Origin of the sequence: Thioalkalivibrio sp. AKL9, from assembly GCF_000377825.1 — a bacterium.
In the GTDB taxonomy this organism is placed as follows: domain Bacteria; phylum Pseudomonadota; class Gammaproteobacteria; order Ectothiorhodospirales; family Ectothiorhodospiraceae; genus Thioalkalivibrio; species Thioalkalivibrio versutus.
Genome location: NZ_KB905103.1, coordinates 334,793 through 360,299, shown reverse-complemented (window position 1 = coordinate 360,299; position 25,507 = coordinate 334,793). Strand labels below are relative to the sequence as shown.

Below are 25,507 nucleotides of genomic sequence, written 5' to 3'. Positions count from 1 at the left end.
AGACGGCCAGGGGTGGGTGCGCTACGGGGGGCATCGCGGGCAGGATGCGCCGGCCTTGCGCGATACCCCCTCGAGTCCTTTTTCTCCGTGCCCTTCGTGGTGCAGGAAGGCCGCTTCGGGCGTGCCGTTCAGCCGTGGATTACAGGACTTCGAGCTTGGCGAAGCTCAGCACCAGCCACTTGGAGCCGGCGTGGGCGAAGTTCACCTGGACCCGGGCCGAGTTGCCGGAACCCTCGAACTGGGTGATCAGCCCCTCGCCGAACTTCGCGTGGTGCACCCGCGCGCCGATCGCCAGGCCCGCCGCGGAGGCCTCGGCGGCCTGCGCATCCATGGCCCCGAAGCCCGCCGTCTTGTTCCGGGCCGCGGCAAAGCGCCCCGCGCCATACGGTGAGGCCTGCGGGCGCAGCACTTCCAGCGCGCCCTCGGGGATCTCGTTGATGAAGCGCGAGGCGACGTTGTAGGACTCGCGTCCATACAGCCGCCGCGTCTCGGCATGGATCAGGTACAGCTCCTGCTCGGCGCGGGTCATGCCGACATAGGCCAGGCGGCGCTCCTCCTCCAGTCGCCCCGGCTCTTCCAGCGAGCGGGCGTTGGGGAACAGGCCCTCCTCCATGCCGGTCAGGAACACCAGCGGAAACTCCAGGCCCTTGGCCGAGTGCAGGGTCATCATCTGTACCGCGTCCTCGTGCGGGTCGGCCGCACCTTCGCCGGCCTCCAGCGCGGCGTGGGCGAGGAACTCGGTCAAGCGATTACCCTCGCCTTCCTCGCTCTCGGCGGTGCTGCTCATGTCGAAGGCGCGCGCGGCCCCTACCAGCTCGTCCAGGTTTTCCAGCCGAGCCTCGCCACGCTCGCCCTTTTCCTTTTTGTAGTGCTCGCGCAATTGCGCGCGCTCGATCGCCTGTTCCACCTGATCGGCCAGCGGCTGGCGCGGGAGCTCCTGCTGCAGGGTGCGGACCAGCTGCACGAACCCGGCGACTGCGGTGCGCGCGCGTCCGGGCAGGGCGTCGGCGTCCACCGCGTGGGTGGCGGCCTGCAGCAGGCTGGTGTCGGCTGCCTGGGCGGCCTGGCGCAGGCCCTCCAGGGTCTTCTCGCCGATCCCGCGCGGGGGCTGGTTGACCACGCGCAGGAAGGCGGCATCGTCATCGCCGTTGCCGGCCAGGCGCAGGTAGGCCAGGGCATCGCGGATCTCCTGGCGCTCGAAGAAGCGCAGGCCGCCGTAGACCCGGTAGGGCATGCGCCGGCCGATGAAGGTCTCTTCCAGCACGCGTGACTGGGCATTGGAGCGATATAGCACCGCGCATTCGCGGTACAGCCCGCCCTGGTCCACGTGGCGGGCGATGGTCTCGGCGATGAAGCGCGCCTCTTCCTGCTCGTTCAGCGCGGTGTACAGGCGGACCGGTGCGCCTTCGTGGCCCTCGGTCCACAGCTCCTTGCCCAGGCGGCCGGAGTTGTGCCGGATCAGGGCGTTGGCCGCGTTCAGGATGTTGGCGCTGGAGCGGTAGTTCTGCTCCAGGCGCACGACCTGGGTGCCCGGGTAGTCCTTCTGGAAGTGCTGGATGTTCTCGATCTTCGCGCCGCGCCAGCCGTAGATCGACTGGTCGTCGTCGCCCACGGCGAACACCGGACTGTCCCCGGCGAGCAGGCGCAGCCAGCCGTACTGGATGTCGTTGGTGTCCTGGAATTCGTCGACCAGCACGTGGCGAAAGCGCGTGCGGTAGTGCTCTAGCAGGGCCTTGTTGTCGCGCAGCAGTTCCAGTGAGCGCAGCATCAGCTCGGCGAAGTCCACCACACCGGCGCGCTCGCAGGCCTGCTGGTAGGTGGTGTAGACGCGTACCCACTGGCGGGCGACCGGGTCGCCGGTATCCGGCAGGTGTTCCGGGCGCGAGCCCTCGTCCTTGCGCGCGTTGATGTACCACTGCGCCTGCTTGGGCGGCCAGCGCGACTCGTCCAGCTCCAGGGCACGCAGCACGCGCTTGACCATGCGCAGCTGGTCATCGGAGTCGAGGATCTGGAAGGCCTGCGGCAGCTTCGCCTCCTGCCAGTGCTGGCGCAGCAGGCGGTGGGCGAGGCCATGGAAGGTCCCGACCCACAGCCCGGTGGCCGGGTGCCCCAGCAACGACTCGATGCGCCCGCGCATCTCGGCCGCCGCCTTGTTGGTAAAAGTGACCGCCAGCAGGCTGTGCGGGGCTACGCCCTCGACGCCAATCAGCCAGGCGATGCGGTGCACCAGCACGCGGGTCTTGCCGGAGCCGGCGCCGGCCAGGACCAGCACCGGATGCGGCGGGGCGGCCACGGCCTCGCGCTGGGCCGGGTTGAGGGAATCGAGCAGGGGGGAGACATCCATGCGCGAATGGTAGGGAAACCCGGCCGGAATCGCACGTTCCGCATGCGGGCCGTGTGCCTTCGCCCGCGCAAACGCGCTACCCTCGGAGGCAGCCTTCAAGAAGACGCTGATTCATCGACTCCGCGCGGGAACCTCGCGCGCCGATCAGGTCCCAAAGGCCGACGCATCAGGAATGGGAAGAGACCGCGAATGAACGAGATGCCATCCCGGCACCGGCTGGACAGCCCCGTATCCGGGCAGGAGCTGCACCCGGATAACCTCGCTTTCGCCGAGGATCTGCTGGAGCGCTACCAGGACGAGCCCGATTCCGTCCCGCCGGCCTGGGCCGATTACTTCCGCTCGCTGGAAGGGGCGCCGCGCCCGGAACGCCGCCGGCGCTCCACCGATCGGCCCGATCTGGCCCATGAACAGCTGCAGATCCGCGTGCTGCAGTTCATCAATGCCTACCGCTACCTCGGTCACTTTGGCGCCCGTCTGGATCCTCTGGAGCGCGAACCGCCGGAGCCACCGCGCGAGCTGAGCCGCGAGCATCACGGCCTCGACCAGGTCGGCCCCGATGTCACCTTTGATCCGGGCTCGCTGTTCATCGACGGGCGGGTTTCGCTGGATACGATCGAACGGGTGCTGAAGGAGACCTACTGCGCCGGCATCGGCGCGGAATACATGCACCTGATGGCCACCGACGAGAAGCGCTGGCTGCAGGAGCGTCTGGAATCGGCCCATGGCCACTTCGGTTTCGATGACGACACCCGCCTGGCGATCCTCGAGCGTCTGACCGCGGCCGAGGGTCTGGAGCGCTATCTGCATCGGCGCTATGTCGGGCAGAAGCGCTTCTCGCTGGAAGGCGCGGAAAGCCTGATCCCGCTGCTGAATGCCCTGATCCAGCGGGGCGGCGCGCGTGGGCTGCAGGAGTTCGTGGTCGGCATGGCACACCGCGGACGCCTCAACGTGCTGGTCAACCTGTTCGGCAAGTCCCCGGAGGAGCTGGCCAACGAGTTCGAGGGGCGTCCGCGTGACGACCGTGGCACCGGCGACGTGAAATACCACATGGGTTTCTCCTCGGACCTGGATACCCCGGGCGGTCGGGTGCATCTGGCGCTGGCCTTCAATCCCTCGCACCTGGAGATCGTCACCCCGGTGGTGGAGGGTTCAGTGCGGGCGCGCCAGGTGCGGGTCGGCGATCGCAAGGGCAACCGGGTGATGCCGGTGGTGATCCATGGCGATGCCGCCTTTGCCGGGCAGGGCGTGGTCATGGAGACCCTGAACATGTCCCAGACCCGGGGCTTCTCCACCAAGGGCACCGTGCATGTGGTGGTGAACAACCAGATCGGTTTCACGACTTCGACCCTGAAGGACGCTCGTTCGACGCATTACGCCACGGATGTCGCCAAGATGGTGAACGCGCCCATCCTGCATGTGAATGGCGATGATCCCGAGGCCGTGGTGTTCATCACCCAGATCGCGCTGGACTACCGCATGCGCTTCGGCAAGGACGTGGTCATCGATCTCGTCTGCTACCGCCGCCAGGGCCACAACGAGGCCGACGAGCCGGCCGCCACGCAGCCGCATATGTATCGTCGTATCCGCGACCTGCCGACCACCCGCGAGCGTTACGCCAGACGCCTGATCCGCGAGGGCCTGACGACCGAGGACGCACAGGAACAAGCGCTGGAGGACTATCGCGGCCGACTGGATGCCGGCCAGCCGGTGGCGCTGTCGTTGCTGCGCGAGCGCAACAGCCATGCCGGATCCTCGACCAACTGGGGCCCCTATCTGAACCAGACCTGGGACCAGGATGTGGACACCGGCGCCCCCGCCGACCGTCTGGCGCGCACCCTCGAGCAGCTTTCCACCCCGCCGGAGGGTTTCCGACTGAACGACCGCGTGCAGAAGATCCTGGATGCCCGCGTGGCCATGGCGCGCGGCGAGCAGCCGCTGGACTGGGGTGCGGCCGAGACCCTGGCCTACGGCGCGCTGATCCAGGACGGCTACCGCATTCGCCTGTCCGGGCAGGACTCCAGCCGAGGCACCTTCTTCCACCGCCATGCGGTCCTGCACGACCAGGAGACCGGCAAGGCCATCGTCCCGTTGCGGCGCCTGGATCCGGACCACCCGCGTTTCCTGGTGATCGATTCGCTGTTGTCCGAGGAGGGCGTGCTCGCCTTCGAATACGGCTATGCCACCGCCGCGCCCGAGGCCCTGGTGGTCTGGGAGGCGCAGTTCGGCGACTTCGTGAACGGCGCCCAGGTGGTGATCGACCAGTTCATCTCCTCCGGCGAGCAGAAGTGGGGGCGCCTGTCCGGCCTGACCCTGTTGCTGCCCCACGGCTACGAGGGGCAGGGGCCGGAGCACTCCTCGGCCCGCCCGGAGCGCTTCCTGCAACTGGCGGCGCAGGAGAACATGCAGGTCTGCGTGCCCACTACGCCGGCGCAGATGTTTCACCTGCTGCGCCGGCAGATGCTGCGGCCCTATCGCAAGCCACTGATCGTGATGACCCCGAAGAGCCTTTTGCGCCACAAGGACGCGGTCTCCGACCTCGATGCGCTGGCGACGGGCCAGTACCAGACGGTCATCGACGACGCCCGTATCGAGGATCCCGGCAAGGTGAAGCGCGTGCTGATGACCAGTGGGCGCATCTTCTACGATCTGGCCGCGCGCCAGGCCGAGGGCGAGCACGCGGATACGGCGATCCTGCGCCTGGAGCAGTGTTACCCCTTCCCCGAGGCGCGCCTGACCGAATTGCTGGGGCGTTATCCGGAGGCGGATGAATTCGTCTGGGTCCAGGATGAACCGGAGAACCAGGGTTACCTGGAGTTTGTCGCCCCGCGTATCAACCCGCTACTGGCGGTGCGTGGCCAGACCCTGCACGCCGTCGCGAGACCCCCGGCCGCCGCGCCCGCCGTCGGTTACCCCGAGGTGCACAAGGCGCAGCTGAAAGATCTGCTCGAGCGCGCGTTCGGGCCGATCAGCTCGCGTGACACGCCGCACCCCACGCCCTGAACATTCGATAAAGACGCACAGAACAAGGAAGCGAGATGGCATCCGATCGCACCCCGATCCAGGTCCCGGAACTCCCCGAGTCGGTCGCCGATGCGACCGTGATCGCCCTGCACAAAAAGGCTGGTGACGCCGTCAAGCGCGACGAGCTGATCGCCGAGCTGGAGACCGACAAGGTGGTCCTAGAGGTGTCGGCCCCCAGTGCGGGAACCCTGGTGGAGCTCTCCGCCAACGAGGGCGATGTGGTCAAGGCCGACGCGATCCTGGGTTATCTGGGGCCCGCCAAAGCCGCCCCGGAGGACCCGGACGAAGAGACCGAGGATGAGGCAGCGCCTTCCAGGGCATCGACAGCCACGGAGGGCGGCAAGCCGGCGTCTGTTGCAACGGGGGAACGGGAAGAGGAACCGGCCGCTGCCTCATCACCCGAGCCCGCGCCGTCCGGGGCCGGGAACGGAGCGGCCGGTAGCCCGCCGCCCACGCCGGCCGTGCGGCGCCTGCTGCAGGAAGCCGGCCTGCGTCCGGAGGATGTCGAGGGCACCGGCGACGACGGGCGCATCCAGCGTGCCGACGTGGAGCGGGCGCGCAGCGATCGCAGCGCGCCCGCGGCTTCTTCGACGCCATCGGGTTCCGTCGGGGCGGCGCGACCCCAGGCGCATCCGGCCGACCCCGGAGACCGAGCCGAGCGCATCGAGCGCGTGCCGATGACCCGCCTGCGGGCGCGCATCGCGGAACGGCTGCTGGAAGCGAAGCAGACCACCGCGATGCTGACCACCTTCAACGAGGTCGACATGTCCGCGGCGATGGCCCTGCGTAGCCGCTACAAGGAGCCCTTCGAGAAGCGCCATTCCATCAAGCTCGGCTTCATGGGTCTGTTCGTGGCCGCGGCCAGCCGCGCGCTCGAGCGCTTCCCGGTCGTCAATGCCGCACTGGATGGCGAAGAGATCGTCTATCACCACTACAGCGACATCGGCATCGCAGTCTCCTCCTCGCGCGGACTGGTGGTGCCGGTCCTGCGCGATACCGGCAACGCCTCCATTGCCGAGATCGAGCGGCGCATCCGCGACTACGCCGAGCGCGCGCGTGACGGCAAGCTGGATATCGACGAGCTGCGCGGTGGCACCTTCACAATCACCAACGGGGGCGTGTTCGGTTCGTTGTTCTCCACGCCGATCCTGAATCCGCCGCAGAGCGCGATCCTCGGCATGCACGCGATCAAGGAACGCCCGGTCGCGGTGGACGGCGAGGTCGTCGTCCGGCCGATGATGTACGTCGCCCTGTCCTACGACCACCGCCTGGTCGACGGTGCCGAGGCGGTGCAGTTCCTGGTCGCCATCAAGGACGCCATCGAGGACCCGGCGCGGTTGCTGCTCGACGTTTGACCCTGTGAGGTGGCGTCAGGCTACGACTCAAGCCGCATCCCACGTGATGGCTGGCTCAGTCGTCCGTGACGGGACGGCGCCGGGGGCCGGGGCGCAGGCTGAACAGCAGCACGCCGGCGCCGATCAGCGCGAGCGGCCAGACCGGCCAGGCGAGCCCCTGCCAGGCGGTGACCTCCAGCTGCGTGGCCAGCCCCGCGAGGGCCAGCAGGGCCACGCCGGCCCAGCCTTCGTTGCGGCGGCGGGACTGGCGCCTCAGCCCGTTTTCCAGCTCGAGGATCTGGCGGCGTAGCGCGGCGTCGCGCTCGGCCCGCTGTTCCTCCACGGTCAGGGCCTTCTCCAGGTGTATCGGCAGTTCCGGCAGGTGCGCCAGCAGGCGCGGCAGGTGTTGCTGCGCGTTGCGGATGAATGCGCGCACGCCCATGCGTTCGTGCATCCATTTCTCGATGAACGGCTTGGCCGTGGTCCACAGGTCCAGCTGGGGGTAGAGCTGGCGGCCCAGGCCCTCGATGTTCAGCAGGGTCTTCTGCAGCAGCACCAGCTGCGGCTGGACCTCCATGTTGAACCGCCGCGCGGTCTGGAACAGGCGCAACAGGACCTGACCGAAGGAGATCTCGTCCAGCGGACGCTGGAAGATCGGTTCGCACACGGTGCGGATCGCCGCCTCGAACTCGTCGACGCGGGTGTCCTTCGGGACCCAGCCGGATTCCACGTGCAGTTCGGCCACGCGGCGGTAATCGCGGTTGAAGAAGGCGTGGAAGTTCTCGGCCAGATAGCGCTGGTCGGAGTCCAGCAGCGAGCCGACGATGCCGAAGTCCACGGCCAGGTAGGTCGGGTCGTCCGGGTGGGTGGCATCGACGAAGATGTTGCCCGGGTGCATGTCGGCGTGGAAGAAGTTGTGCTGGAACACCTGGGTGAAGAAGATCTCCACCCCGCGTTCGGCCAGCAGCTTCAGGTCCACGTTGCGTTCGCGCAGGGCGGCCACATCGGCCACCGGGAGGCCGCCGATGCGCTCCATCACCAGTACGCTGCGGCGGGTGTAATCCCAGATGATCTCCGGGATGTAGAGGAGGTGGCTGTCCTCGAAGTTGCGGTGGATCGCGGCGGCGTTCGCGCCCTCGCGGATCAGGTCCAGTTCGTCGGTGATGGTCTTTTCGTATTCGTCCACCACCTCGCGCGGGCGCAGGCGCTTGGCCTCGGACCAGTAGCGGTCCGCCAGGTCCGCGATCAGGTGCATGACCTCGAGATCCGCACGGATGGTCTTGAGGATGCCGGGGCGCACCACCTTCACGACCACCTCGCGCCCGTCCTGCAGCGTGGCCGCGTGCACTTGGGCGATGGAGGCCGAGGCGATTGGCGTGTCCTCGAAGGCGGCGAAGGCGATCTCGATCGGGCGTTCCAGCTCGGCCTCGATCACGGCGCGCGCCTGGTCACTGGGGAACGGCGGCACCCGGTCCTGCAGGCGCGCAAGCTCGATCGCGATGTCGTCCGGCAGCAGGTCGCGCCGGGTGGAGAGCATCTGCCCAAACTTGATGAAGATCGGGCCCAGATCCTCCAGCGCGCGGCGGATGCGTTCGCCGCGCGTGCCTTCAGTGCGGCGGAACCAGTTCCAGGGCGCGAGATAGAGCAGGAAGCTGAGCGGGCGCAGTGGCTTCAGCGTGAACAGGATGACGTCCAGGCGATAGCGCACCAGGACTCGCGCAATGGTCCACAGCCGCAGGCCCCGGTACAGCGCGCGGCGCATCAGGCCTGCCGGTCGTCAGGTGCGGAGGCCGGTGCCTCCAGACGACGCAGCCGCGCATCCAGCCGGGCGACGTCGTCGCGCAGCGTGGCGACGTCTTCGGCGAAGGCCTCGAACGCACCGCCGGCCGGTAGCCATTCGAGCTCGTCGCGCAGGTAGTCGGCCGTGTCCTCGGCGGAGCGCCGGCCCAGGTGCCGCAGGCTGTCGCGCGCCTGGTCCAGCAGGTGGCGCAGCGGCCCGGCCGCTCCGGCGCCGGCAAAGCGTTCGAACAGATCTTCCCAGTTGATGCCGGCATCGCGCAGTGCATGTTGCAGGTCGGAGAGCACGGTTGCATCACCCGTGATCGTCAACCCGGAGCGGTCGTCACGTGCCATCGCCGCGGCCAGTGACAGCGGCGAGCCCTTCAGCTGCACGTCCACTGGCTCCTCGACGCCGCCTGTAACCTGCAGCCGGTCGGCGGCCCCGACCAGCGACAGCGCGAGCCCCGGCGGCTCGATCACGATCGCGATCGCACGCCCGGCCAGCCGCGCCCGGTCCTTCTCCGGGGCGCTGGCCAGGTGTTCGTTCAGCGTGGCTTCGATCAGGGCCGCGAACGGACTGGGCAGGGCGAAGGGTTCGGCCATGAGAACGCTAGAGCTTGGTGCCGCGGTGCAGGGCGACGATGCCGCCGGTCAGGTTGTCGTATTCGACCCGTTCCAGTCCGGCGTCGCGCATCATGCCGGCCAGGGTCTCCTGGTCCGGGTGCATGCGGATGGATTCGGCCAGATAGCGGTAGCTGTCGGCATCGTTGGCGACCAGCTTGCCCATCATCGGCAACACCTTGAAGGAGTAGACGTCGTACATTGGGCGCAGCGGCGCCATCGGTTGCGAGAACTCCAGCACCAGCACGCGCCCGCCCGGCTTGATCACCCGGCGCATCTCGGCCAGCGCGCGCTCCTTGCGGGTCACATTGCGCAGGCCGAAGGCGATGGTCACGCGGTCGAAGTAGTCGTCCGGATAGGGGAGCTGTTCGGCGTCCGCCTGCACGAACTCGAGGTTACCCACATGGCCCTCGTCCAGCATGCGGTCGCGCCCGGCCTCCAGCATCGAGGCATTGATGTCGCAGACCACGATCTGACCCTTGGGTCCGACGCGTGGGGCAAAGGCCCCGGCCAGGTCGCCGGTGCCGCCGGCCAGGTCCAGGATCTTCATGCCTGGGCGCACGCCCGTGCGCTCCAGGGTGTAGCGCTTCCAGATGCGATGGACGCCCATGGACATCAGGTCGTTCATGACGTCGTAGCGCGAGGCGACCGAATGGAACACCTCGCCGACGCGCGAGGCCTTCTCGGACTCGGGGACGCTCTGGTAGCCGAAGTGGGTCTTGCCGGATTCTTCTTTCATCAAAGTGCCGTTGTCAGTGCGTCTTGCGCTCGTGTCCGGCCTCTTTCAGCCGATCCAGGTAATCCTGCCACAGTCGCTCCTGGTTCGTGCCGAGTTCGTGCAGGTAGTCCCAGTCATAGATGCCGGTATCGTGCCCGTCGGAGAACACGAGCTTCACCGCATAGTTTCCGACCGGCTCGATCCCGGTGATGCTCACGTCTTCCTTGCCGACCTGCAGCACCTCCTGGCCCTTGCCGTGCCCGCGCACCTCGGCCGAAGGCGAATACACGCGCAGGAACTCGCAGGGCAACTCGAAATGCGAGCCGTCCGAATACGTCAGCTCCAGGATGCGCGACTTCTGATGCAGCTGGATATCGGTGGGTCGGTGGGTACTGCTCATGCGGCCTCCAGAATCCACGGTCCGGGCGCCGCCCGAACCGAATCAGCGGACCGCCAAACGGCGGCCATCAATGGACTGCGAGGATACCAGCCCTGCGGGCCAGCGTGGCATCTCCCCTCGCGCCGCAGGCCTGCCGGCTCGCTAAAGTTTATCGCGCAAGTCTTCCTGAATATGTGCCTTCGCGTCGCTTGGAGCGTGCTGCCGTCCTCTTCGTTGTGGCCGTCACCAAATTTGCGCCAACACAGCGCTATTCCAGTTTTATTAAATGCTGCCTTTCATACGAGCGCCATATGCACCCATATTAAAGGCAGTGGACTTCTAGATCGGGTGCCAGAGGTCAAGCCCATCTGGTCCCGCCGCGCGAGTGAACGCTTTTTCCGGAGAGTAGTGTGCAGAAGCTGGCAGGGGGGGCGGATTGATCGTGCAGCGGTAACGGAGAGTCCGTCCACGATGGATGAAGAACGAGAGATCGGTTACGGATCGTCCCATCCGCTTCTAACGTAGAGAGGGAGGCTTGCGCGGGATATGTCGCGGGGTGCGATCTTTGAGTCCGGGCGTCCCGGCGCTGTCAGGCCGAGCGCCAGTCGCGCGAAGCCTCGCGATAGAAGGTGGCATCCGCGCTGGTGGCGCCCTGCAGGGAGCAGACGGCGGCTGCGAACCCGAGCGCGCGCTCCAGCGTGGTCGCCCAGGGCCAACCGTGTTGCTGGCCGATGATGGCGACACTGGCGAAGGCGTCGCCGGCGCCTACGGCGTCGCGGAAGCCGTCGACCGCGGGGGCCGGGGCCTGCCAGTGCTGGCCATCGGTGGTGTGGATGGCTGCGCCGTCGGCGCCGTGGGTGATGATCAGGGCGGAGCGGATCGCGGCGCGTTCCAGGAGCGCCGCCGAGCGTTCCGGTGCGGCGACGTCGGGGGCCAGCGTGGCCGCCTCGTCGGTGTTCAGCTTGACCACGTCGGCCCCGCGCATCAGCGCGAGGACGTCGTCTGGCTGGTACCACGGGGCGCGCAGGTTCACGTCGACGAAACGATGTTGTGCACGGGCCTGTAACCGTTCCAGTAGCTCGCGGTTGTCCGCGCGCAGGGCGAGCGTGCCGTGATAGAGGAGGCCCGCGGTGTCCGGCAGCTGGTCCGCCCATTCCGCCGGAACGGTGTCATAGGCCTGGTCAGGGACGATGGTGTAGGTCGGTTCGCCGTCTTCCAGGGCGATGCGGACCTGGCCGGTGGGGGCCGCGGGGTGCCTGTACAGGCCGCGGGTGTCCATCCCGATGCGGTTCATGCGCTCGCGGATGCTGCGGCCGTCCGCGTCGTCCCCGACTCCACCCACGAAACAGGCGGCCTCGCCCAGCTGGTGCAGGTTCCAGGCGACGTTGAAGGGTGCGCCGCCGAGGACGCGCGTACCGTCGGGGAAGCAATCGAACAGGACTTCGCCGAAGATCAGGTGGGGTTGAGGCGTGCCGTTCATGGGTTCCCTCGGCAGTGGATCAGTCGCCGGCCCGCTCGATGCGGTCACGGCCTCGCTTTTTCGCTTGTAGCAGCGCGTGGTCGGCGGCATCGAATATCGCCTCCGGGGCGGCGGCGGGATCGATTCCGGCCAGCCCGGCGGAGATGGTGACCTTCAGACGCGTCTTGCCGGAGCGCACGATCAGACGGTCCACAGCGTCGCGGATGGTATCGGCCTGGCTGTATGCAGCGTCAGGCTCGCGATGGATGATCATCACGAATTCCTCCCCGCCGTAGCGCGCGACGAAATCCGGCTCGCGCACGCCCTCGGCCAGGATCTCGGCGACCGCCCGCAGGACCTTGTCGCCGGCAGTGTGGCCGTACTCGTCATTGATGGTCTTGAAGTGGTCGATGTCCCAGACCAGCAGCGAGGCCGCGCCCGATTTCTCGAGCTCCGCGGGGAGTTGCTCCAGCCGCTGTTCGAAGGCCATTCGATTGGGCAGGCCGGTGAGGCTGTCGCGACTGGCTTCGGCGCGCGCCTGTTCCAGCCGGTTGCGCAGCGCTTGCACCTGACCCTCCAGGCTGCGGCCCTTGGAGCGCAGGAGGCGGTTCCGTTCCTGCACCACCTGCAGTTCGTCTTCCTGCTCGTTCCGAAACGTGGTGACGCGCTCCACCATGCGGTCGAGACCGCGGGTCACCTCGGTGCGCAGCGTCGCGAGGTCCTCGACGTCGACCACCCGGCCTTTGATGTGCTCGACATCCCCGGAGATCCCCGCGTGCAGCTCGGAGACCGATTCCCGGGCGCGCTGGCCGCGCGCCTCGTCTTCGGACAGGGCGGTATCCACGTCTTCCAGGCGGTGCCAGATCTCGCCGACGACCTCGGTGAGTTCTTCGCGCTCCGTCATTGCCTGTTCGCACTTGTCGTGCATCACCGAAAACAGGCGTGTGAGGGTGCGTTCGATCTCTGCCTTGTCGCGCCGATCGGCGGCCCGGTTGAGGGCCTCCAGCTCGGGGTCGAGGAATTCGAAGCCGAGCAGGCCACGCTGGACGACCGCGAGGATGCCGTCGGCCAGGTCCTCTCGCTGATCGCTGGAGCGCACGGCATCGGCCAGCTGGCCGCTCAGGCGATCCAGCCAGGCGGTGTCGCCGGGGTCGGATTCGATGGCGCGGGTCAGGTCGCGCACGGCGCCTTCCAGTGCCGGCACCTTCGCGGAGACCACCGCGAGCGATCGGAGGGCGACGCGGCGGATCGCGTCCTGCAGGGCGCGCTCCCGATCCAGCGAGCGCTCGAGCTCGATAATGGTCTTGCGCAGATCGCTGTCGGACATCGGGAAATCCCGGATAGTAGGCGCGCCTATTTAAACGCGGAAATGGGGTGGATGCCAGGGAAACACGGACTAATGTGCACACTGGCGCTCGAACCGTACCCGTCTTTCGACATCGGTTTAGTGCGCTGGATCATGAAGGGCCTGGCGCTGCGGCAGTTCGATCTCGATACCCACCGGCAGGTGGTCGGAGAGCGCCACGTTGTAGACACGCACGTCGCTGACGTGCAGGTCGGGGGTCAGCAGGATGTGGTCGAAGACCCGACGCGGGTCCCAGGCGGGATAGGTGGCGGGGCAGGCCATCGGCTCCATCAACCCGGTACGCGCGATCAGTTGCCGCAGTTCCTCGCTGTCCTGCTGGCAGTTGAGGTCGCCCATCACGATGGCATGCGGAAAATCCTGGATGCGCTCCGCGACGTAGGCCAGCTGGGATTTCCGCGTGCGCTTGCCCAGGGCCAGGTGCAGCAGGAACAGCACCAGCTCCTCGCCGTCGCCCATGGCGTAGCGGGCCTCGATCGCGCCGCGGCCGGGTAGCGCTCCGGGCAGACGGTGCATTTGCACCCGGTCCGGCTCCAGGCGCGAGAACAGGGCGAGGGAGTGCTTGGCGAACTGCCCCAGATCGCGGTTGATCCGGTTGTAGGTATACGGGAAATGCGCACGTTCGGAGAGATAGGAGGCCAGATCGACGAAGTTGCTGCGCAGGCTACCGCCGTCCAGCTCCTGCACACCGACGATGTCGAACTCCGAGATAAAGCGCGCCACCCGGTCGAGGTTGTCCATGCGCCCACCGTAGGGGAGGACGTGCTTCCAGCTGTTGGTCAGGTAGTGATGCAACCGGGAGGAGTGGATGCCGACCTGGGCGTTGAAGCTCAATAGCCGCAGGCGCTGGCTCCCCTGCTCGTGGTGATATCCCAGGCGTTCCGGGGTGGAGGCTTCCGGTTGTGTCGCGCCCTCGGGCCCGGTGGGCGCGGTGCGATCATGGCCGGACGCGATCGAGGTCATCGCGGGTCGTCTCCTGCTGGCGGGGAAATCCGCGTTGTCAGAATGGACAAACCAGTTCGCCCAAACGTTCCGTCAGCTTCATGTTCTCGCTGTAGTCCACTGGGCAGTCGATGATCGTGACCCCGGGTGTTACCAGGGCCTCGCGCAGCGCCATCTCCAGGCTGTCGCCGGGTTCGATGCGCACGCCGTGCGCCCCGAACGACTGCGCCAGCTGCACGAAGTCCGGATTGCCGAACTCGACGAAGGCCTTGCGGCCATATTCGCGCACCTGCTTCCACTCGATCAGGCCGTAGGCGTTGTCGTTCCAGATCAGCACAACGAAGTTGAGGCCCAGGCGAACCGCCGTTTCCAGCTCCTGCACGTTCATCAGGAAGCCGGCATCGCCGGTGACCGCGACCACCTGGCGTTCGGGGTGGAGCTTGGCGGCGGCAATGGCGCCCGGCAGCGCAATGCCCATGCTGGCAAAGCCATTGGAGATCAGACAGGTATTGGGTAGCTCGCAGCGGAACATGCGCGCCATCCAGAGCTTGTGCGCGCCCACATCGGTGATCATGATCGCGTCGAGGTCGGCGGCGGTGCGCAGATCCCAGATCAGCTTCTGCGGCTTGAGCGGCACCTGGGTGTCGTTGCGGTGCTCGTTCATGTCGTCGATCAGACTCTGGCGTAGCGGACGCAGGATGGTCTCTTCGCGGGGGCTCACCTGTTCCGCCAGGCGGTGCAGGCAGGTCGTCAGATCGCCCAGTACCTCGGCGGTCACATTGTAGTGACCGTCGATCTCGGACGGCGCGGAGTCGATATGGATCAGGGTCCGGTCGGCGTCCGGATGCCAGAAGCTGGGCGGGTATTCGACCAGGTCGTAGCCGATGCAGACGATCACATCGGCCTTGTGGAAGCCGAAATTCACGAAGTCCTGGCTTTGCAGGCCGACCGAGCCCAGCGCCAGCGGGTGGCGGAACGGCAGTACGCCCTTGGCCATGAAGGTGTTGGCGACCGGAATGTTCAGGGCGCTGGCGAGCATGGCCAGGGCGCCGCTGGCGCCGGAACGGATCACGCCGTTCCCGGCCAGGATCAGCGGGTGCCGGGCCTCGTTCAGCAGGCGCGCGGCCGCCTCCAGGGAGGCTTCGGCCGGTACGGCGGCCGGGCCGGCATGTACCGGCAAGGGTGGATTCGGGCACGGCAGCGAGGCGATGTTCTCTGGCAGCTCGATGAAGCTGGCACCGGGTTTGCCGCCTTCGGCCCACTTGAAGGCCTTGCGGATCACCTCGGGCAGAATCTCGGGTTCCAGCACCTGTGAGCTGTACTTGGTGATCGGCTGGAACAGGCCCTTCAGGTCGAGGACCTGGTGCGATTCCTTGTGCAGCCGATGGGTGCTGGCCTGGCCGGCAATTGCGACCAGGGGGGCGTGATCCATGTTGGCGTCGGCGACGCCGGTGATCAGGTTGGTGGCACCGGGCCCCAGGGTCGCCAGGCAGACGCCCGCCTTGCCGGACAGCCGCCCGTGAACGTCGGCCATGAAGGCCGCGCCCTGCTCGTGACGGGTGGTGACGAACTCGATGGGGGAATCGGCCAGGGCGTCGAGAACGGCCATGTTCTCTTCCCCGGGGAGGCCGAAGATGCGTTCAACGCCCTCCTGTTCGAGGCACTCGACCAGACGCTGCGCGGTGGTCGGATCGCTCATGGCCGAACCCGCCGGAACGGGCCCGCGTTAGCCGCGGGCACGTTCGATCAGGTAGTCGGCAACCTCCAGCATTTCGTCGTGCCCGCCGGCCATGCTGGCAGAGACGATAGCCTCGCCATTGACGACCAGGGTGGGGACGCCGCCCACGCCGTAGTCCTGTACCGCCTCGGTGGCCTCGACGATCCGCTGGCGAATCGCGTCGGAGCGCATGGTTTCGCGGAACTCGTCGGCGTCCAGTCCGCGCTGGTTGATGAAGCGCAGGATGGCGCTTTCCGAGCGCAGCTGGCGGCCCTGATCGTGGATCGCGTCGTAGAACGCCTGATGCACCTCGTCGAGCACGCCCAGTTTCTCGGCGGTGTAGTAGACCCGGGCATGCAGCGCCCAGACATCGTTCATCGGTGCCGGCAGGTATTCGAACTGTACGTCGTCGGCCAGGCCGGGCTTCCACGCCTGGACCTTGGGCTCGAATTCGTAGCAGTGCGGGCAGCCATACCAGAAGATCTCGACGACCTGGATCTTGCCGTCCTCCAGGCCGGTGTCGAGCGGCGGCTGGATGGCGCGGTAGTGCTGACCTTCGCGGTATTCGGCCGCGAGGCTGGTACCGGTGGCGAGCAGCAGGCCGGCGCCGCCCAGGGCGCCCATGAATTCACGACGCTTCATTTACAGTTCTCCGTAGGAATGCAGGCCGGACAGGAACATGTTCACGCCCAGGAACGCAAAGGTCGTGATGAATAGGCCCACGATCGCCCACCAGGCCATGGTCGGCCCGCGCCAGCCCTTGGTAAAGCGCATGTGCAGCCAGGCCGCGTAGTTCAGCCAGACGATCAGCGCCCAGGTCTCCTTCGGGTCCCAGGACCAGTAGCCGCCCCAGGCCTCGGCCGCCCACATCGCGCCCAGCACGGTGGCGATAGTGAAGAAGGCGAAGCCGATCGCGATGGCCTTGTACATCACGCTGTCCAGGGTGTCCTTGGACGGGATGCGCTGGGTGATCGCGGCGTCCGGCCGCGTGCGTTCCAGGCGATCGCGGATCAGGAAGGCGACGCCGAGCATCGCCGCGATGGCAAAGCCACCGTAGCCCACGAAATTGGTGGGTACGTGGATCTTCATCCACCAGCTGTTCAGCGCCGGCACCAGCGGTTCTACGATGTGCGCGTCGCGGGTGAACATGTACCACAGCAGGAAGGTGACCGCGGCCGCGATGATGAGCATCACGAAGGCGCCCATGTTGCGCGAGCCGGTGCGCTGCTCGTAGTACAGGTACATCAGCGCAGTCAGGGCCGCAAACAGGATGAACACCTCGTAGAGGTTGGCCACCGGGATGTAGCCCCAGGTCGGGTCGGTCAGGTAGATCTCGCGCCAGCGCACCAGCAGGGCCATGGTCCCGGCACCCGCGCCGACCCAGGCGAAGGCGGCACCTACGCGGGCGGGGAAATCGGAATTGGAGAACAGGCCCATCAGGTAGGCGACAGTGGAGAGATAGAGGAACACGCTCATCCACATGACACCGGCCTGACCGGAACCGATGTAGTTCAGCCAGAAATTGGTCTCGTTGGCGGCCAGGCTGTCGCCGTAAAGCCAGATGCCGAACAGCGCCAGCACCCCGACGATGACCGAGAAGGCCTGCCATGGGCGCCAGAACCAGCCCATCCAGGCGCTGGTGCCGACCGCGAGGATCAGGCCGCCGATGTCGTAGCGGTCCATGTTCTCGCCGAAGAGCGTCAGCGAGATCACCGCTACGGCGGCCATCAGTGCAAAGTAGGCCCAGTCGCGCAACTGCAGTTGGCGGAAGAAACCGGGCCGTTCGAAATCCAGGGCCTCGTGGGGTACAGACATGGTGTGCTCCTCCGGTGACGCGCGGGTCAGGCGTTCTTGTTGTGACTGTCGTCGCCAGCCGAGTCCGAACGGACCGGCTTTTGCTCGATGATCCAGCGCTTAAGATGCGCGAAACGTTCCTCGAATTCCACTTGATGGCGGTTGCTGGTGCCGGCCATCACCACGTGGGTGCCTTCGCCGTCCTCGCGCCGCCGCGCCATGATCCACAGGCGCTGATAGGACACGTAGAACAGCAGGAAGATCCCGACGATCAGCATCGTGCTGCCGACGTACACCGTGCTTTGGCCCGGGGCGCGGGCGATCTGCAGGCCCGAGGCCTCGCGGTGCTCGAAGTCCTTCAGGTGGAAGAAGAACGGCGACTGATACAGGCTGATCGCGTTGATCGCCGAGATCGTGTCCTCCAGGAAGCGCTGTTCTTCTTCCTGGATCGAGACCACACCCTCGTCCTGCAGGACCTCCATGTAAAGCCCCTGGAGGCCGGCGTGAAGGATGCGGACCATCAGGTCACGTACTTCCTCGATGCGATCGGCCGGGACGCGGCGTTCGATCTCGTTGTGCACGGCCATGTAGCCGCCCTGGGCGAACAGGCCCATGAGTTCGGCCGCGGTTTGCGCAATCGCCTGGTTCTGCGACCCCTCGACGGTGTCGTCGTCACGGGCGACCTGGCGGGCGATCTCGTTGCGCACCTCCGGGTTGTGCAGCATGGCCAGATAGGTGCGGAAACGTTCCAGCGAGTTGTCGGCATCGGCCGGAAGGAACAGGTAATGGAACTCGTCGGCCGGGCTCTCGCGCACGCCGCTCAGGAAATACATCGCCCCTTCCTGCAGGGCCGGGCGCTGGTAGTTGCGGTAGTACAGGCCATGGCCGGTGCGATCCATCAGGCGGAAGTCGAAGCTCGGGCCCATGTGCCGGTTTTCGCGCACGCCTTCTTCATTCAGGAGCGGGACCACGTTCTCCAGCTGGAAGTTGGTGAACTCGATGGTGCGGGTATCGCCATCCGGGGTCGGGATGTCCATCTCCTGGAACACGCGGCCGGGGACTTCGAGCGCTTGCAGCGCCTCGGGACCCAGCGGGATGGCGTCGATGTCCAGGCGGGTGCCGCCGTCGGCAAAACTGGCCTGGAAGATGGCGTAGCCGTTGTAGATCAGCGGATAGTTGACCGAGATCGTATGCCGCAGCGGCTCGTCGCGGTTCGGATCGTGGATGATCAGGTCCGATTCGTAGGAGCTCTCGGCGCCGGTGGAGAAGCGCTCAATGCGGAACTCCTCCAGTTCGATGCGGAACGGCAGTTCCTGGACGAAATAGCCCTCCCGCATCGGCAGGAAGACCACGTTGGCCGAGGCGCCCTCGGGGATCTCCACCGAACCGCGGAAGGACGGGTTCCAGTCCGGGATCCAGGCCGAGCGCGGGACCTCGGAGATCGGCACGCTGCGGGTCTCGATCTCCAGGTTCCCCAGCCATTCGTTGATCTTGAGCAGGGTCGTGCCATCGGCCAGGGCGCCGACACAGATGACGACAATACCGACATGGGTCAGCAGGTAGCCCAGGCGGTTCCAGCGCCCGCGCATCGCGGCAATAACGGTCTGGCCATCGCTGTTCTTCTCGCGGGCCTTGAAGCCCTGGGCCTTCAGCACCCGATGGGCGTGCTGGACGAATTCGTCCTGCGGCTGGTCGAGGTCGCCGGTGGCGCTCGAGTGAAACGAGCGCAGGGACTTTTCCTTGACCTGCAGGTTATAGCGGCGAAGGTCCTTCAGCAGTCCGGGCGACTGGCGGTAGACGCAGAAGGAGGTGGAGATGACCAGGAAGGCCACCACCAGCAGGAACCAGGTGGCGGAGTACACCTGATACAGGCCCATCCCGGCGAAGATCTCGTGCCAGAACGGCCCGAAATCCATCAGGTACTCCGTATAGGGCTCGTTCTGCACCAGTACGGTGCCGATCACGGAGGCGATGGACAGCGCCACCAGCAGGGTGATCGCGAGGGTCATCGAGCCCATGAAATCCACAAGGATGCGGCTGCGCCGCGGCTTGCGGGCGGCTTTCTGGCGAGATGCGGAGGACGGGCCGGCGTCTGCGGCCTGATCGATATTCGACATTCTGAAACCTGCTTTAACCCTGGCGACTATGCGAAGCAACCCGAGGGGGTTCAATTTCCAAGACAAACTGCACGGGCGTTCCGCGAGCACTGGGTGGACCGATGGAGTGCCGAGGAGTTCGGTCGTGCCCCACCATGACGCAAGCGGCTACGAAGGCATTCCCGCAAAGCGTGTTTTTCTTGCGCCCAAAAAAAAGGGGCGGCCGAGGCCGCCCCTTCCCTGGGTCGCTTCGCCGCCCATCCTGCGCGGCGCAACTGCGGACCGGATCAGTTACCGGTCTGCAGGCCGGCCATGTACTGGGACACGGCCTCGATGTCGGAATCCGACATGTTGCGCGCGACGTTGCGCATCATGCGACCGTTGTCGTTGGCGCGATCGCCGCTGCGGAAGTAGCGCAGCTGGTCGGCGCTGTACTGCGCGTGCTGGCCGGCGACGGCCGGGAACATCGCTTCCGGATTGCCGTTGCCGTTGGGGCCGTGGCAGGCGATGCAGGCGGCGACATTCTGCGACGGGATGCCGCCGCGGTAGATCTGTTCGCCGCGCTCGACGACGTCTTCGTCGGCGGTGCCGCTGCTGATGCTCTGTTCGGCGTAGAACGCCGCAAGGTCGCGCATGTCCTGCTCGTCCAGGTTGGCGACTTGGCCCAGCATCAGGCTGTTCACGCGGCGCTCGGACTTGTAATCCTGCAGCTGCTTGGTGGTGTACTTCGGGTGCTGGCCGGCGAGCTTGGGCCATTCCGGGTTGACGCTGTTGCCGTCAGCCTGGTGGCAAGCCGCGCAGGACTGGGAGAGTTCCTGGCCGCGCTGAGGATCGCCCGCCTGGGCCGCCGACAGCGGGAGCAGCAGGGATACGGACAGGGCAGCAAAGAGAGCGGAAAGCTTGTGGTTCATGATGGAGAATCTCCTGCTTGTAAATGCGTGCCGGGTCTCGACCCGTTCCTTGTGCCCCATGGTAGGGCGATCAACATAAGGGGCGCAGTTTATAGCACAATGCTAATTTGTACTCAAAAATAAACCGAGCCCCGCACTCGGCCAAGGACTGTATCCTCCCATGCAACCCCGATTCCGCGAGACCGCCTTCATGCGCGGGGTGGCTCAGCTATCCCAGCTCCCCGAGGATGCCGGCGTCGAGATCGCCTTTGCCGGGCGTTCCAATGCCGGTAAGTCGAGTGCCCTGAATGCCCTGTGCGGGCGCAAGGCACTGGCGCGGGTCGGGCGCACACCGGGACGCACCCAGGAGATCAACCTGTTCAGCCTGCCGCCGGCCGAGCACTGGCGGCTGGTGGACCTGCCGGGTTACGGCTTCGCCAAGGTCTCGGCCGGCAAGCGGGCCGAGTGGGACCAGTTGCTGGGGGCATATCTGCGGACGCGCCAAAACCTGATCGGGCTGGTGCTGATCATGGATATCCGCCGCCCGCTGACGGACCTGGATCGCCAGCTGCTGGAGTGGGTCCCGCTGGAGCGCTGCCGCCTGCACTGTGTGTTGACCAAGGCGGACAAGCTCTCGCGCCAGGAGGCCGATCGGCAGCTGCGCAAGGCCCATGGCGAGCTCGAGGTCATGGGCGTGGAGGCGACGCTGCAGACCTTTTCTTCCCTGAAAAACCAGGGCGTGGACGATTTGCGCGGCCTGCTCGGCGACTGGCTGGTCGACCACGAGTCCGATTGACCCGCGGGCATGGGTCCGGGTGTCAGGCGTTGGGTCAGGAGGCTTGGACAAAAAGAAGCCCCGGCCTTGGGGTGGGACCGGGGCTAATTTCGGCCTCTACAGGGGGTGGAGAGGCCTAGTGCCCGCTCAGGGAGAGAAGCGGGCCGCGCTGGGCTAGAGCGCTTATGAAGTGAGAAAGCGTCGTCCGGGCAAAGTTCCGGCCGGATCCGTCTGGATTGCGATTTTTTTCACAGAATCGATTGCCCCGGCCTTACACAGGCGTTCTGCGTGAAAGGGGCGAACTTATTCGCGGCCTTCATGGCCCTCCATTCGGGCCTGCAAGGTAGCCACCAGCTCGCTTGCCGATGTCCCGTGCGGGTGGATCTCCAGGAGTTCGCCTTCGGGCCCGATCAGGTAGGTGGAAGAGCTGTGATCCACCACATACCCCATGGCCGAGTCGATCTCGGTGCGCTCGTAGAACACCCCGTAGCGTTCGGTGATGGGACGTAGCTCCTCGTGGGAACCCGTGGCGGCCTGGATGGCCGGGTGGAAGTGGCCGACGTAGGTTTCCAGGCGCTGGGCGTCGTCGCGTTCCGGGTCGACGCTCACCAGTACCGCGGCCACCTTGTCCTCCAGTTCCGGGGGCAGGCGATCCAGCGCGGCGCTGATCCAGCCCAGGCTGGTGGGGCAGGCATCCGGGCAGGCGGTGTAGCCGAAGTACACCCAGACGTATTGCCCTTCCAGGTCCGCGAGCCGGAACCGGTTGCCCTCGGTGGATACCGGCAGTTCGATCGGCCCGCCGGATACCGCATCCGCCACCGGCAGGCGTTCGTGGTCGGCCCCCTGGGGCACGGGCGGCGGTGCCGGGCGGAGCATCACGAAGACGAGCAGGGCGCCGGCCGCCAGCACGGCCAGCGCCCATAACAGGCTGCTCAGCGGAATGCGCTGCATGTCGATCTCCCTCAGGGTGTGTCGCTGTGGCTGCGGCGGGTGACGAAGCGGAACTGGACCCGGGCCGCATCGGGGTCGCCCGCGGGCATGACGGTGGCGGCCCAGGTCATGGCCTCGGTGGTGCAGATGGGCAGCGTCGTCTCGCCGGTGTAGCGGCCGTCGCCGGTATGTTCCAGTCGCGGGCGCTGGAAGCCCATGTACATCTCCACCCCGGCCAGGTCCAGTTCCAGTGCCTCCGGGTCGCCCAAGTGGGTCCGCGCGGTCGCATCCAGATCCAGGGTCAGGGCCAGGGGTTGCAGCATCGGCACCGGGCGCGGCGCGATCTCGAGGGTGAGCGTGCCGCCTGCCGGATGGGTGGCGGTGCAGGGGGCGACGTTCAGATCGCACTCGCCCGGCTGGAGAATCGTGACGTCGCCCGAACCGCCGGTGTCCAGATAGCGATCAGCCAGCACCCAGGCCGTAGCCAGCAACAGGATCGCGACCAGCCAGGGGGCGACCCGATTGAAGCGCATGGCGGGCGCGTCCGTCATTTAGTGCGCATCGTCCCAGTTGGCGCCGACGCCGATATCCACCACCAGCTCCACGTCGAGATCGGCGGCGCCGCTCATGGCCTGGCGCACGAGGTCGGTCAACGCATCCAGTGCGTCGTCGGCGACTTCGAATACGAGTTCATCGTGTACCTGCATGATCATGCGGGCATCGATTCGCGCCTCTGACAGGTCGTTCGCGACCCGTACCATCGCGCGCTTGATGATGTCGGCGGCCGTGCCCTGCATCGGGGCGTTGATCGCGACGCGCTCGGACTGCTGGCGCCGGGCGCCGTTGCGACTGTTGATCTCCGGCAGGTACAGGCGGCGACCGAACAGCGTCTCGACATAGCCGTTCTCGCGCCCGCTGGCGCGCGCCTTCTCCATATAGTCGTGCACGCCGGGATAGCGATTGAAGTAGCGGTCGATGTATTCGCGCGCCTCGCCCTGCTCGATGCCGAGGTTGCGCGCCAGCCCCCAGGCGGACATGCCGTAGATCAAGCCGAAGTTGATCGCCTTGGCCGCCCGGCGCTGGTCGTTCGAGACCTGGTCTGGCTCTGTGCCAAAGACCTCGGCGGCGGTCGCGCGGTGGATGTCCTGCCCCTCGGCGAAGGCGCGCAGCAGGCCCGCGTCCTGCGACAGGTGGGCCATGATGCGCAGCTCGATCTGCGAGTAGTCGGCCGCCAGCAGCTGGTGGCCCGGTTCGGCGATGAAGGCCTGGCGGATGCGCCGCCCGGCCTCGGTGCGCACCGGGATGTTCTGCAGGTTCGGTTCCGACGACGACAGGCGTCCGGTGGCCGCGCCCGACTGGTGATAGGACGTATGCACCCGCCCGGTCTTGGGGTGGATGCGCCGGGGCAGGGTCTCGGTGTAGGTGCTGCGCAGCTTGGACAGCCCGCGGTGCTCCAGGATCAGGCGTGGCAGGGCGTAGTCACCCGCCATCTGTTCCAGCACGTCCTCGGCGGTCGAGGGCTGGCCCTTGGGCGTGCGCCGCAGCACCGGCAGCCCCAGGCGTTCGAACAGGATCTCCTGGATCTGCTTGGGCGAGCCGAGGTTGAACTCGCCGCCGGCCTCCTCGAAGGCCTCGCGCTCGATACGCTCCATCTCGGTCAGCAGCGCCTGGCTCTGCGCGCCGAGCTGGTCCGGGTCGACCTTCACGCCTGCGCGCTCGATATCCGCCAGGACCGGGACCAGCGGCATCTCGATCTCGCGGTAGACGAACGCCGGGCCTTCCGCTTCCTTCAGGCGCGGCTGGAACACCGCATCCAGTTGCAGGCAGATGTCGGCATCCTCGCCGGCGTAATCAGTGGCGATGCCGATATCCACCTCGGCGAACGGGATCTGCTTCGCGCCCTTGCCGGCCACGTCCTCGTAGTGCGTGGTCTTGTAGTCCAGGTGGCGCTCGGCCAGGGAATCCAGGTCGTGGCGGTTGGCACCCGCGTCCAGGCAGAAGGATTCGAGCAGGGTATCGTCCTGAATGCCGCGCAGGGTGATGCCGTGATTGCCCAGCACGTTGCGGTCGTACTTCAGGTGATGGCCCAGCTTGCCGTGGTCCGCCGATTCCAGCCAGGGCTTCAGGCGCTCCAAAGCATCGTCGAATGGCAACTGCGGATCAGCATCCGGCCCGGTATGGGCGAGCGGCAGGTAGTACGCCGTCCCTGGCTCGAACGCGAACGACATGCCCACAAGCTCGGCGCGCATCGCGTCCAGGCTGGTGGTCTCGGTGTCGAAGGCGACACGCTCGGCTTGTTCCAGGCGCTCCAGCAGACGGGCAAAATCGGCCTCTTCGCGAAGGGTCTGGTAGTGGCCCTGCGCCTGCGCCGGTCCGGGGGTGCCACCGGCGGCTTCGCCGTTGTCGCTCTCCAGTTCCGCGCGCCAGCGGGTGAAGCCATAGCGGCGCACCATCTCCAGCAGGCGGTCGTGGTCCGGTTCCTGGATGGCCAGGTCGTCGGGACCGACCTCCAGCGGGACATCGCGCTTGACCGTGATCAGCTCGCGCGAGGTCGGCAACCGGTCGGTGGCCGCGCGCAGGTTCTCGCCGATCTTGCCGCCGATGTCGTCGGCCTGCTCGAGGATGGTGTCGAGGTCGCCGTACTTCGCGATCCACTTGGCCGCGGTCTTCGGGCCGACCTTGTCGACGCCCGGGATGTTGTCGACGCTGTCGCCCATGAGCGCGAGATAATCGACGATCTGCTCCGGGGCGACGCCGAACTTCTCCCGCACGCCGTCCGGGTCCAGGGTGACGCCGCTCATGGTGTTCACCAGCGTGATGCGGTCATCCACCAGCTGGGCGAGATCCTTGTCGCCGGTGGAAATCACCACCGCGTGGCCGGCGCGTGCCGCCTGGTCGGCCAGGGTCGCGATCACGTCGTCGGCCTCGACGCCCCCGACGCACAGCAGCGGCAGGCCCATCGCCCGGACCAGCTCGTGCAGGGGCTCGATCTGGGCCGCCAGCTCATCCGGCATCGGGGGGCGGGTGGCCTTGTATTCGGGGTAGATGTCATCGCGGAAGGTCTTGCCCTTGGCGTCGAACACCACCGCCATGTGTTCCGGCCCGTAGTCCGCGCGCAGCTTGCGCAGCATGTTGGCCACACCAATCATCGCGCCGGTCGGGGCGCCATCCGGCGCGGTCAGTGGCGGCAGGGCGTGGAACGCGCGGAACAGGTAGGAGGAGCCGTCGACCAGGACGAGGGGCGGTTGCGACATGCAGGCGGAATCCGGACAGGGAACGCGCGCTATTCTACAGGGCTGGTCGTGGGGCGCCCATTCGTGCGGGCCATTTGTATGGACACGTTTG

The 25,507-nt window shown here is 66.8% G+C and carries 19 protein-coding genes; 3 read left to right on the top strand and 16 right to left on the bottom strand.

Translation table 11 applies throughout. From position 1 onward, the window contains the following. Positions 1-139: 139 nt before the first annotated feature. On the bottom strand, positions 140-2,344 hold the full coding sequence (gene uvrD, locus D573_RS0101795) for a DNA helicase II (protein WP_038038012.1): 2,205 nt from the start codon (positions 2,342-2,344) through the stop codon (positions 140-142). Between the two features lie 189 nt (positions 2,345-2,533). On the opposite strand from uvrD, the gene D573_RS0101790 reads away from it, so the two are divergent. Continuing rightward, positions 2,534-5,344 carry a 2-oxoglutarate dehydrogenase E1 component gene (locus D573_RS0101790; protein ID WP_018937457.1) on the top strand — a complete coding sequence of 937 codons (2,811 nt, stop codon included), beginning with the start codon at positions 2,534-2,536 and terminating at the stop codon, positions 5,342-5,344. A 35-nt stretch (positions 5,345-5,379) separates the two neighbouring features. Further along, a complete protein-coding gene (gene odhB, locus D573_RS0101785) occupies positions 5,380-6,720 on the top strand; it encodes a 2-oxoglutarate dehydrogenase complex dihydrolipoyllysine-residue succinyltransferase (RefSeq protein WP_018937456.1) in 1,341 nt (446 codons plus the stop codon). Between the two features lie 55 nt (positions 6,721-6,775). On the opposite strand, the gene ubiB is transcribed toward odhB, so the two are convergent. From ubiB to D573_RS0101725, 12 genes are all read right to left on the bottom strand, one after another. Further along, positions 6,776-8,461 (bottom strand): ubiquinone biosynthesis regulatory protein kinase UbiB, encoded by a 1,686-nt coding sequence (gene ubiB / locus D573_RS0101780; protein ID WP_018937455.1) that lies wholly within the window; start codon positions 8,459-8,461, stop codon positions 6,776-6,778. Then, positions 8,461-9,081 (bottom strand): SCP2 domain-containing protein, encoded by a 621-nt coding sequence (locus tag D573_RS0101775; RefSeq protein ID WP_018937454.1) that lies wholly within the window; start codon positions 9,079-9,081, stop codon positions 8,461-8,463. Before D573_RS0101775 ends, ubiB begins: the two co-directional genes overlap by 1 nt. Positions 9,082-9,088: 7 nt before the next feature. Then, positions 9,089-9,838, bottom strand: coding sequence for a bifunctional demethylmenaquinone methyltransferase/2-methoxy-6-polyprenyl-1,4-benzoquinol methylase UbiE (ubiE, locus tag D573_RS0101770; protein ID WP_018937453.1), 750 nt, complete (start codon positions 9,836-9,838; stop codon positions 9,089-9,091). A 13-nt stretch (positions 9,839-9,851) separates the two neighbouring features. Beyond that, positions 9,852-10,217 carry a gamma-butyrobetaine hydroxylase-like domain-containing protein gene (locus D573_RS0101765; RefSeq protein WP_018937452.1) on the bottom strand — a complete coding sequence of 122 codons (366 nt, stop codon included), beginning with the start codon at positions 10,215-10,217 and terminating at the stop codon, positions 9,852-9,854. A gap of 568 nt (positions 10,218-10,785) precedes the next feature. Further along, positions 10,786-11,676 (bottom strand): PfkB family carbohydrate kinase, encoded by an 891-nt coding sequence (locus D573_RS0101760; protein WP_018937451.1) that lies wholly within the window; start codon positions 11,674-11,676, stop codon positions 10,786-10,788. A gap of 19 nt (positions 11,677-11,695) precedes the next feature. Beyond that, complete coding sequence (locus D573_RS0101755; protein WP_018937450.1) at positions 11,696-12,982, bottom strand: GGDEF domain-containing protein; 1,287 nt, start codon at positions 12,980-12,982, stop codon at positions 11,696-11,698. A gap of 117 nt (positions 12,983-13,099) precedes the next feature. Beyond that, positions 13,100-13,981: an endonuclease/exonuclease/phosphatase family protein gene (locus D573_RS0101750; protein WP_018937449.1), complete on the bottom strand. Its 882-nt coding sequence runs from the start codon at positions 13,979-13,981 to the stop codon at positions 13,100-13,102. 37 nt (positions 13,982-14,018) lie between these two features. Continuing rightward, complete coding sequence (locus D573_RS0101745; RefSeq protein WP_018937448.1) at positions 14,019-15,659, bottom strand: acetolactate synthase large subunit; 1,641 nt, start codon at positions 15,657-15,659, stop codon at positions 14,019-14,021. A 27-nt stretch (positions 15,660-15,686) separates the two neighbouring features. Continuing rightward, positions 15,687-16,319 carry a thiol:disulfide interchange protein DsbA/DsbL gene (locus tag D573_RS0101740; RefSeq protein ID WP_018937447.1) on the bottom strand — a complete coding sequence of 211 codons (633 nt, stop codon included), beginning with the start codon at positions 16,317-16,319 and terminating at the stop codon, positions 15,687-15,689. Continuing rightward, positions 16,320-17,492 (bottom strand): c-type cytochrome biogenesis protein CcsB, encoded by a 1,173-nt coding sequence (ccsB, locus tag D573_RS0101735; RefSeq protein ID WP_018937446.1) that lies wholly within the window; start codon positions 17,490-17,492, stop codon positions 16,320-16,322. Between the two features lie 26 nt (positions 17,493-17,518). Further along, positions 17,519-19,588 carry a cytochrome c biogenesis protein ResB gene (locus D573_RS0101730; protein WP_018937445.1) on the bottom strand — a complete coding sequence of 690 codons (2,070 nt, stop codon included), beginning with the start codon at positions 19,586-19,588 and terminating at the stop codon, positions 17,519-17,521. Between the two features lie 266 nt (positions 19,589-19,854). After that, positions 19,855-20,478 carry a cytochrome c gene (locus D573_RS0101725; RefSeq protein WP_018937444.1) on the bottom strand — a complete coding sequence of 208 codons (624 nt, stop codon included), beginning with the start codon at positions 20,476-20,478 and terminating at the stop codon, positions 19,855-19,857. A gap of 160 nt (positions 20,479-20,638) precedes the next feature. Here D573_RS0101725 and yihA point away from each other — a divergent pair, with 160 nt between their 5' ends. Continuing rightward, complete coding sequence (gene yihA, locus D573_RS0101720; protein WP_018175968.1) at positions 20,639-21,253, top strand: ribosome biogenesis GTP-binding protein YihA/YsxC; 615 nt, start codon at positions 20,639-20,641, stop codon at positions 21,251-21,253. Positions 21,254-21,535: 282 nt separating this feature from the next. Here the strand turns inward: yihA and D573_RS0101715 are convergent, their stop codons facing one another. The 3 genes from D573_RS0101715 to polA are packed head-to-tail and all read right to left on the bottom strand — an operon-like array spanning position 21,536 to position 25,416. Continuing rightward, on the bottom strand, positions 21,536-22,183 hold the full coding sequence (locus tag D573_RS0101715) for an SCO family protein (RefSeq protein ID WP_018937443.1): 648 nt from the start codon (positions 22,181-22,183) through the stop codon (positions 21,536-21,538). Between the two features lie 11 nt (positions 22,184-22,194). Beyond that, positions 22,195-22,713, bottom strand: coding sequence for a hypothetical protein (locus D573_RS0101710; protein WP_018175969.1), 519 nt, complete (start codon positions 22,711-22,713; stop codon positions 22,195-22,197). Then, positions 22,714-25,416 (bottom strand): DNA polymerase I, encoded by a 2,703-nt coding sequence (gene polA / locus D573_RS0101705; protein WP_018937442.1) that lies wholly within the window; start codon positions 25,414-25,416, stop codon positions 22,714-22,716. It abuts the gene before it with no gap. Positions 25,417-25,507: the final 91 nt, after the last annotated feature.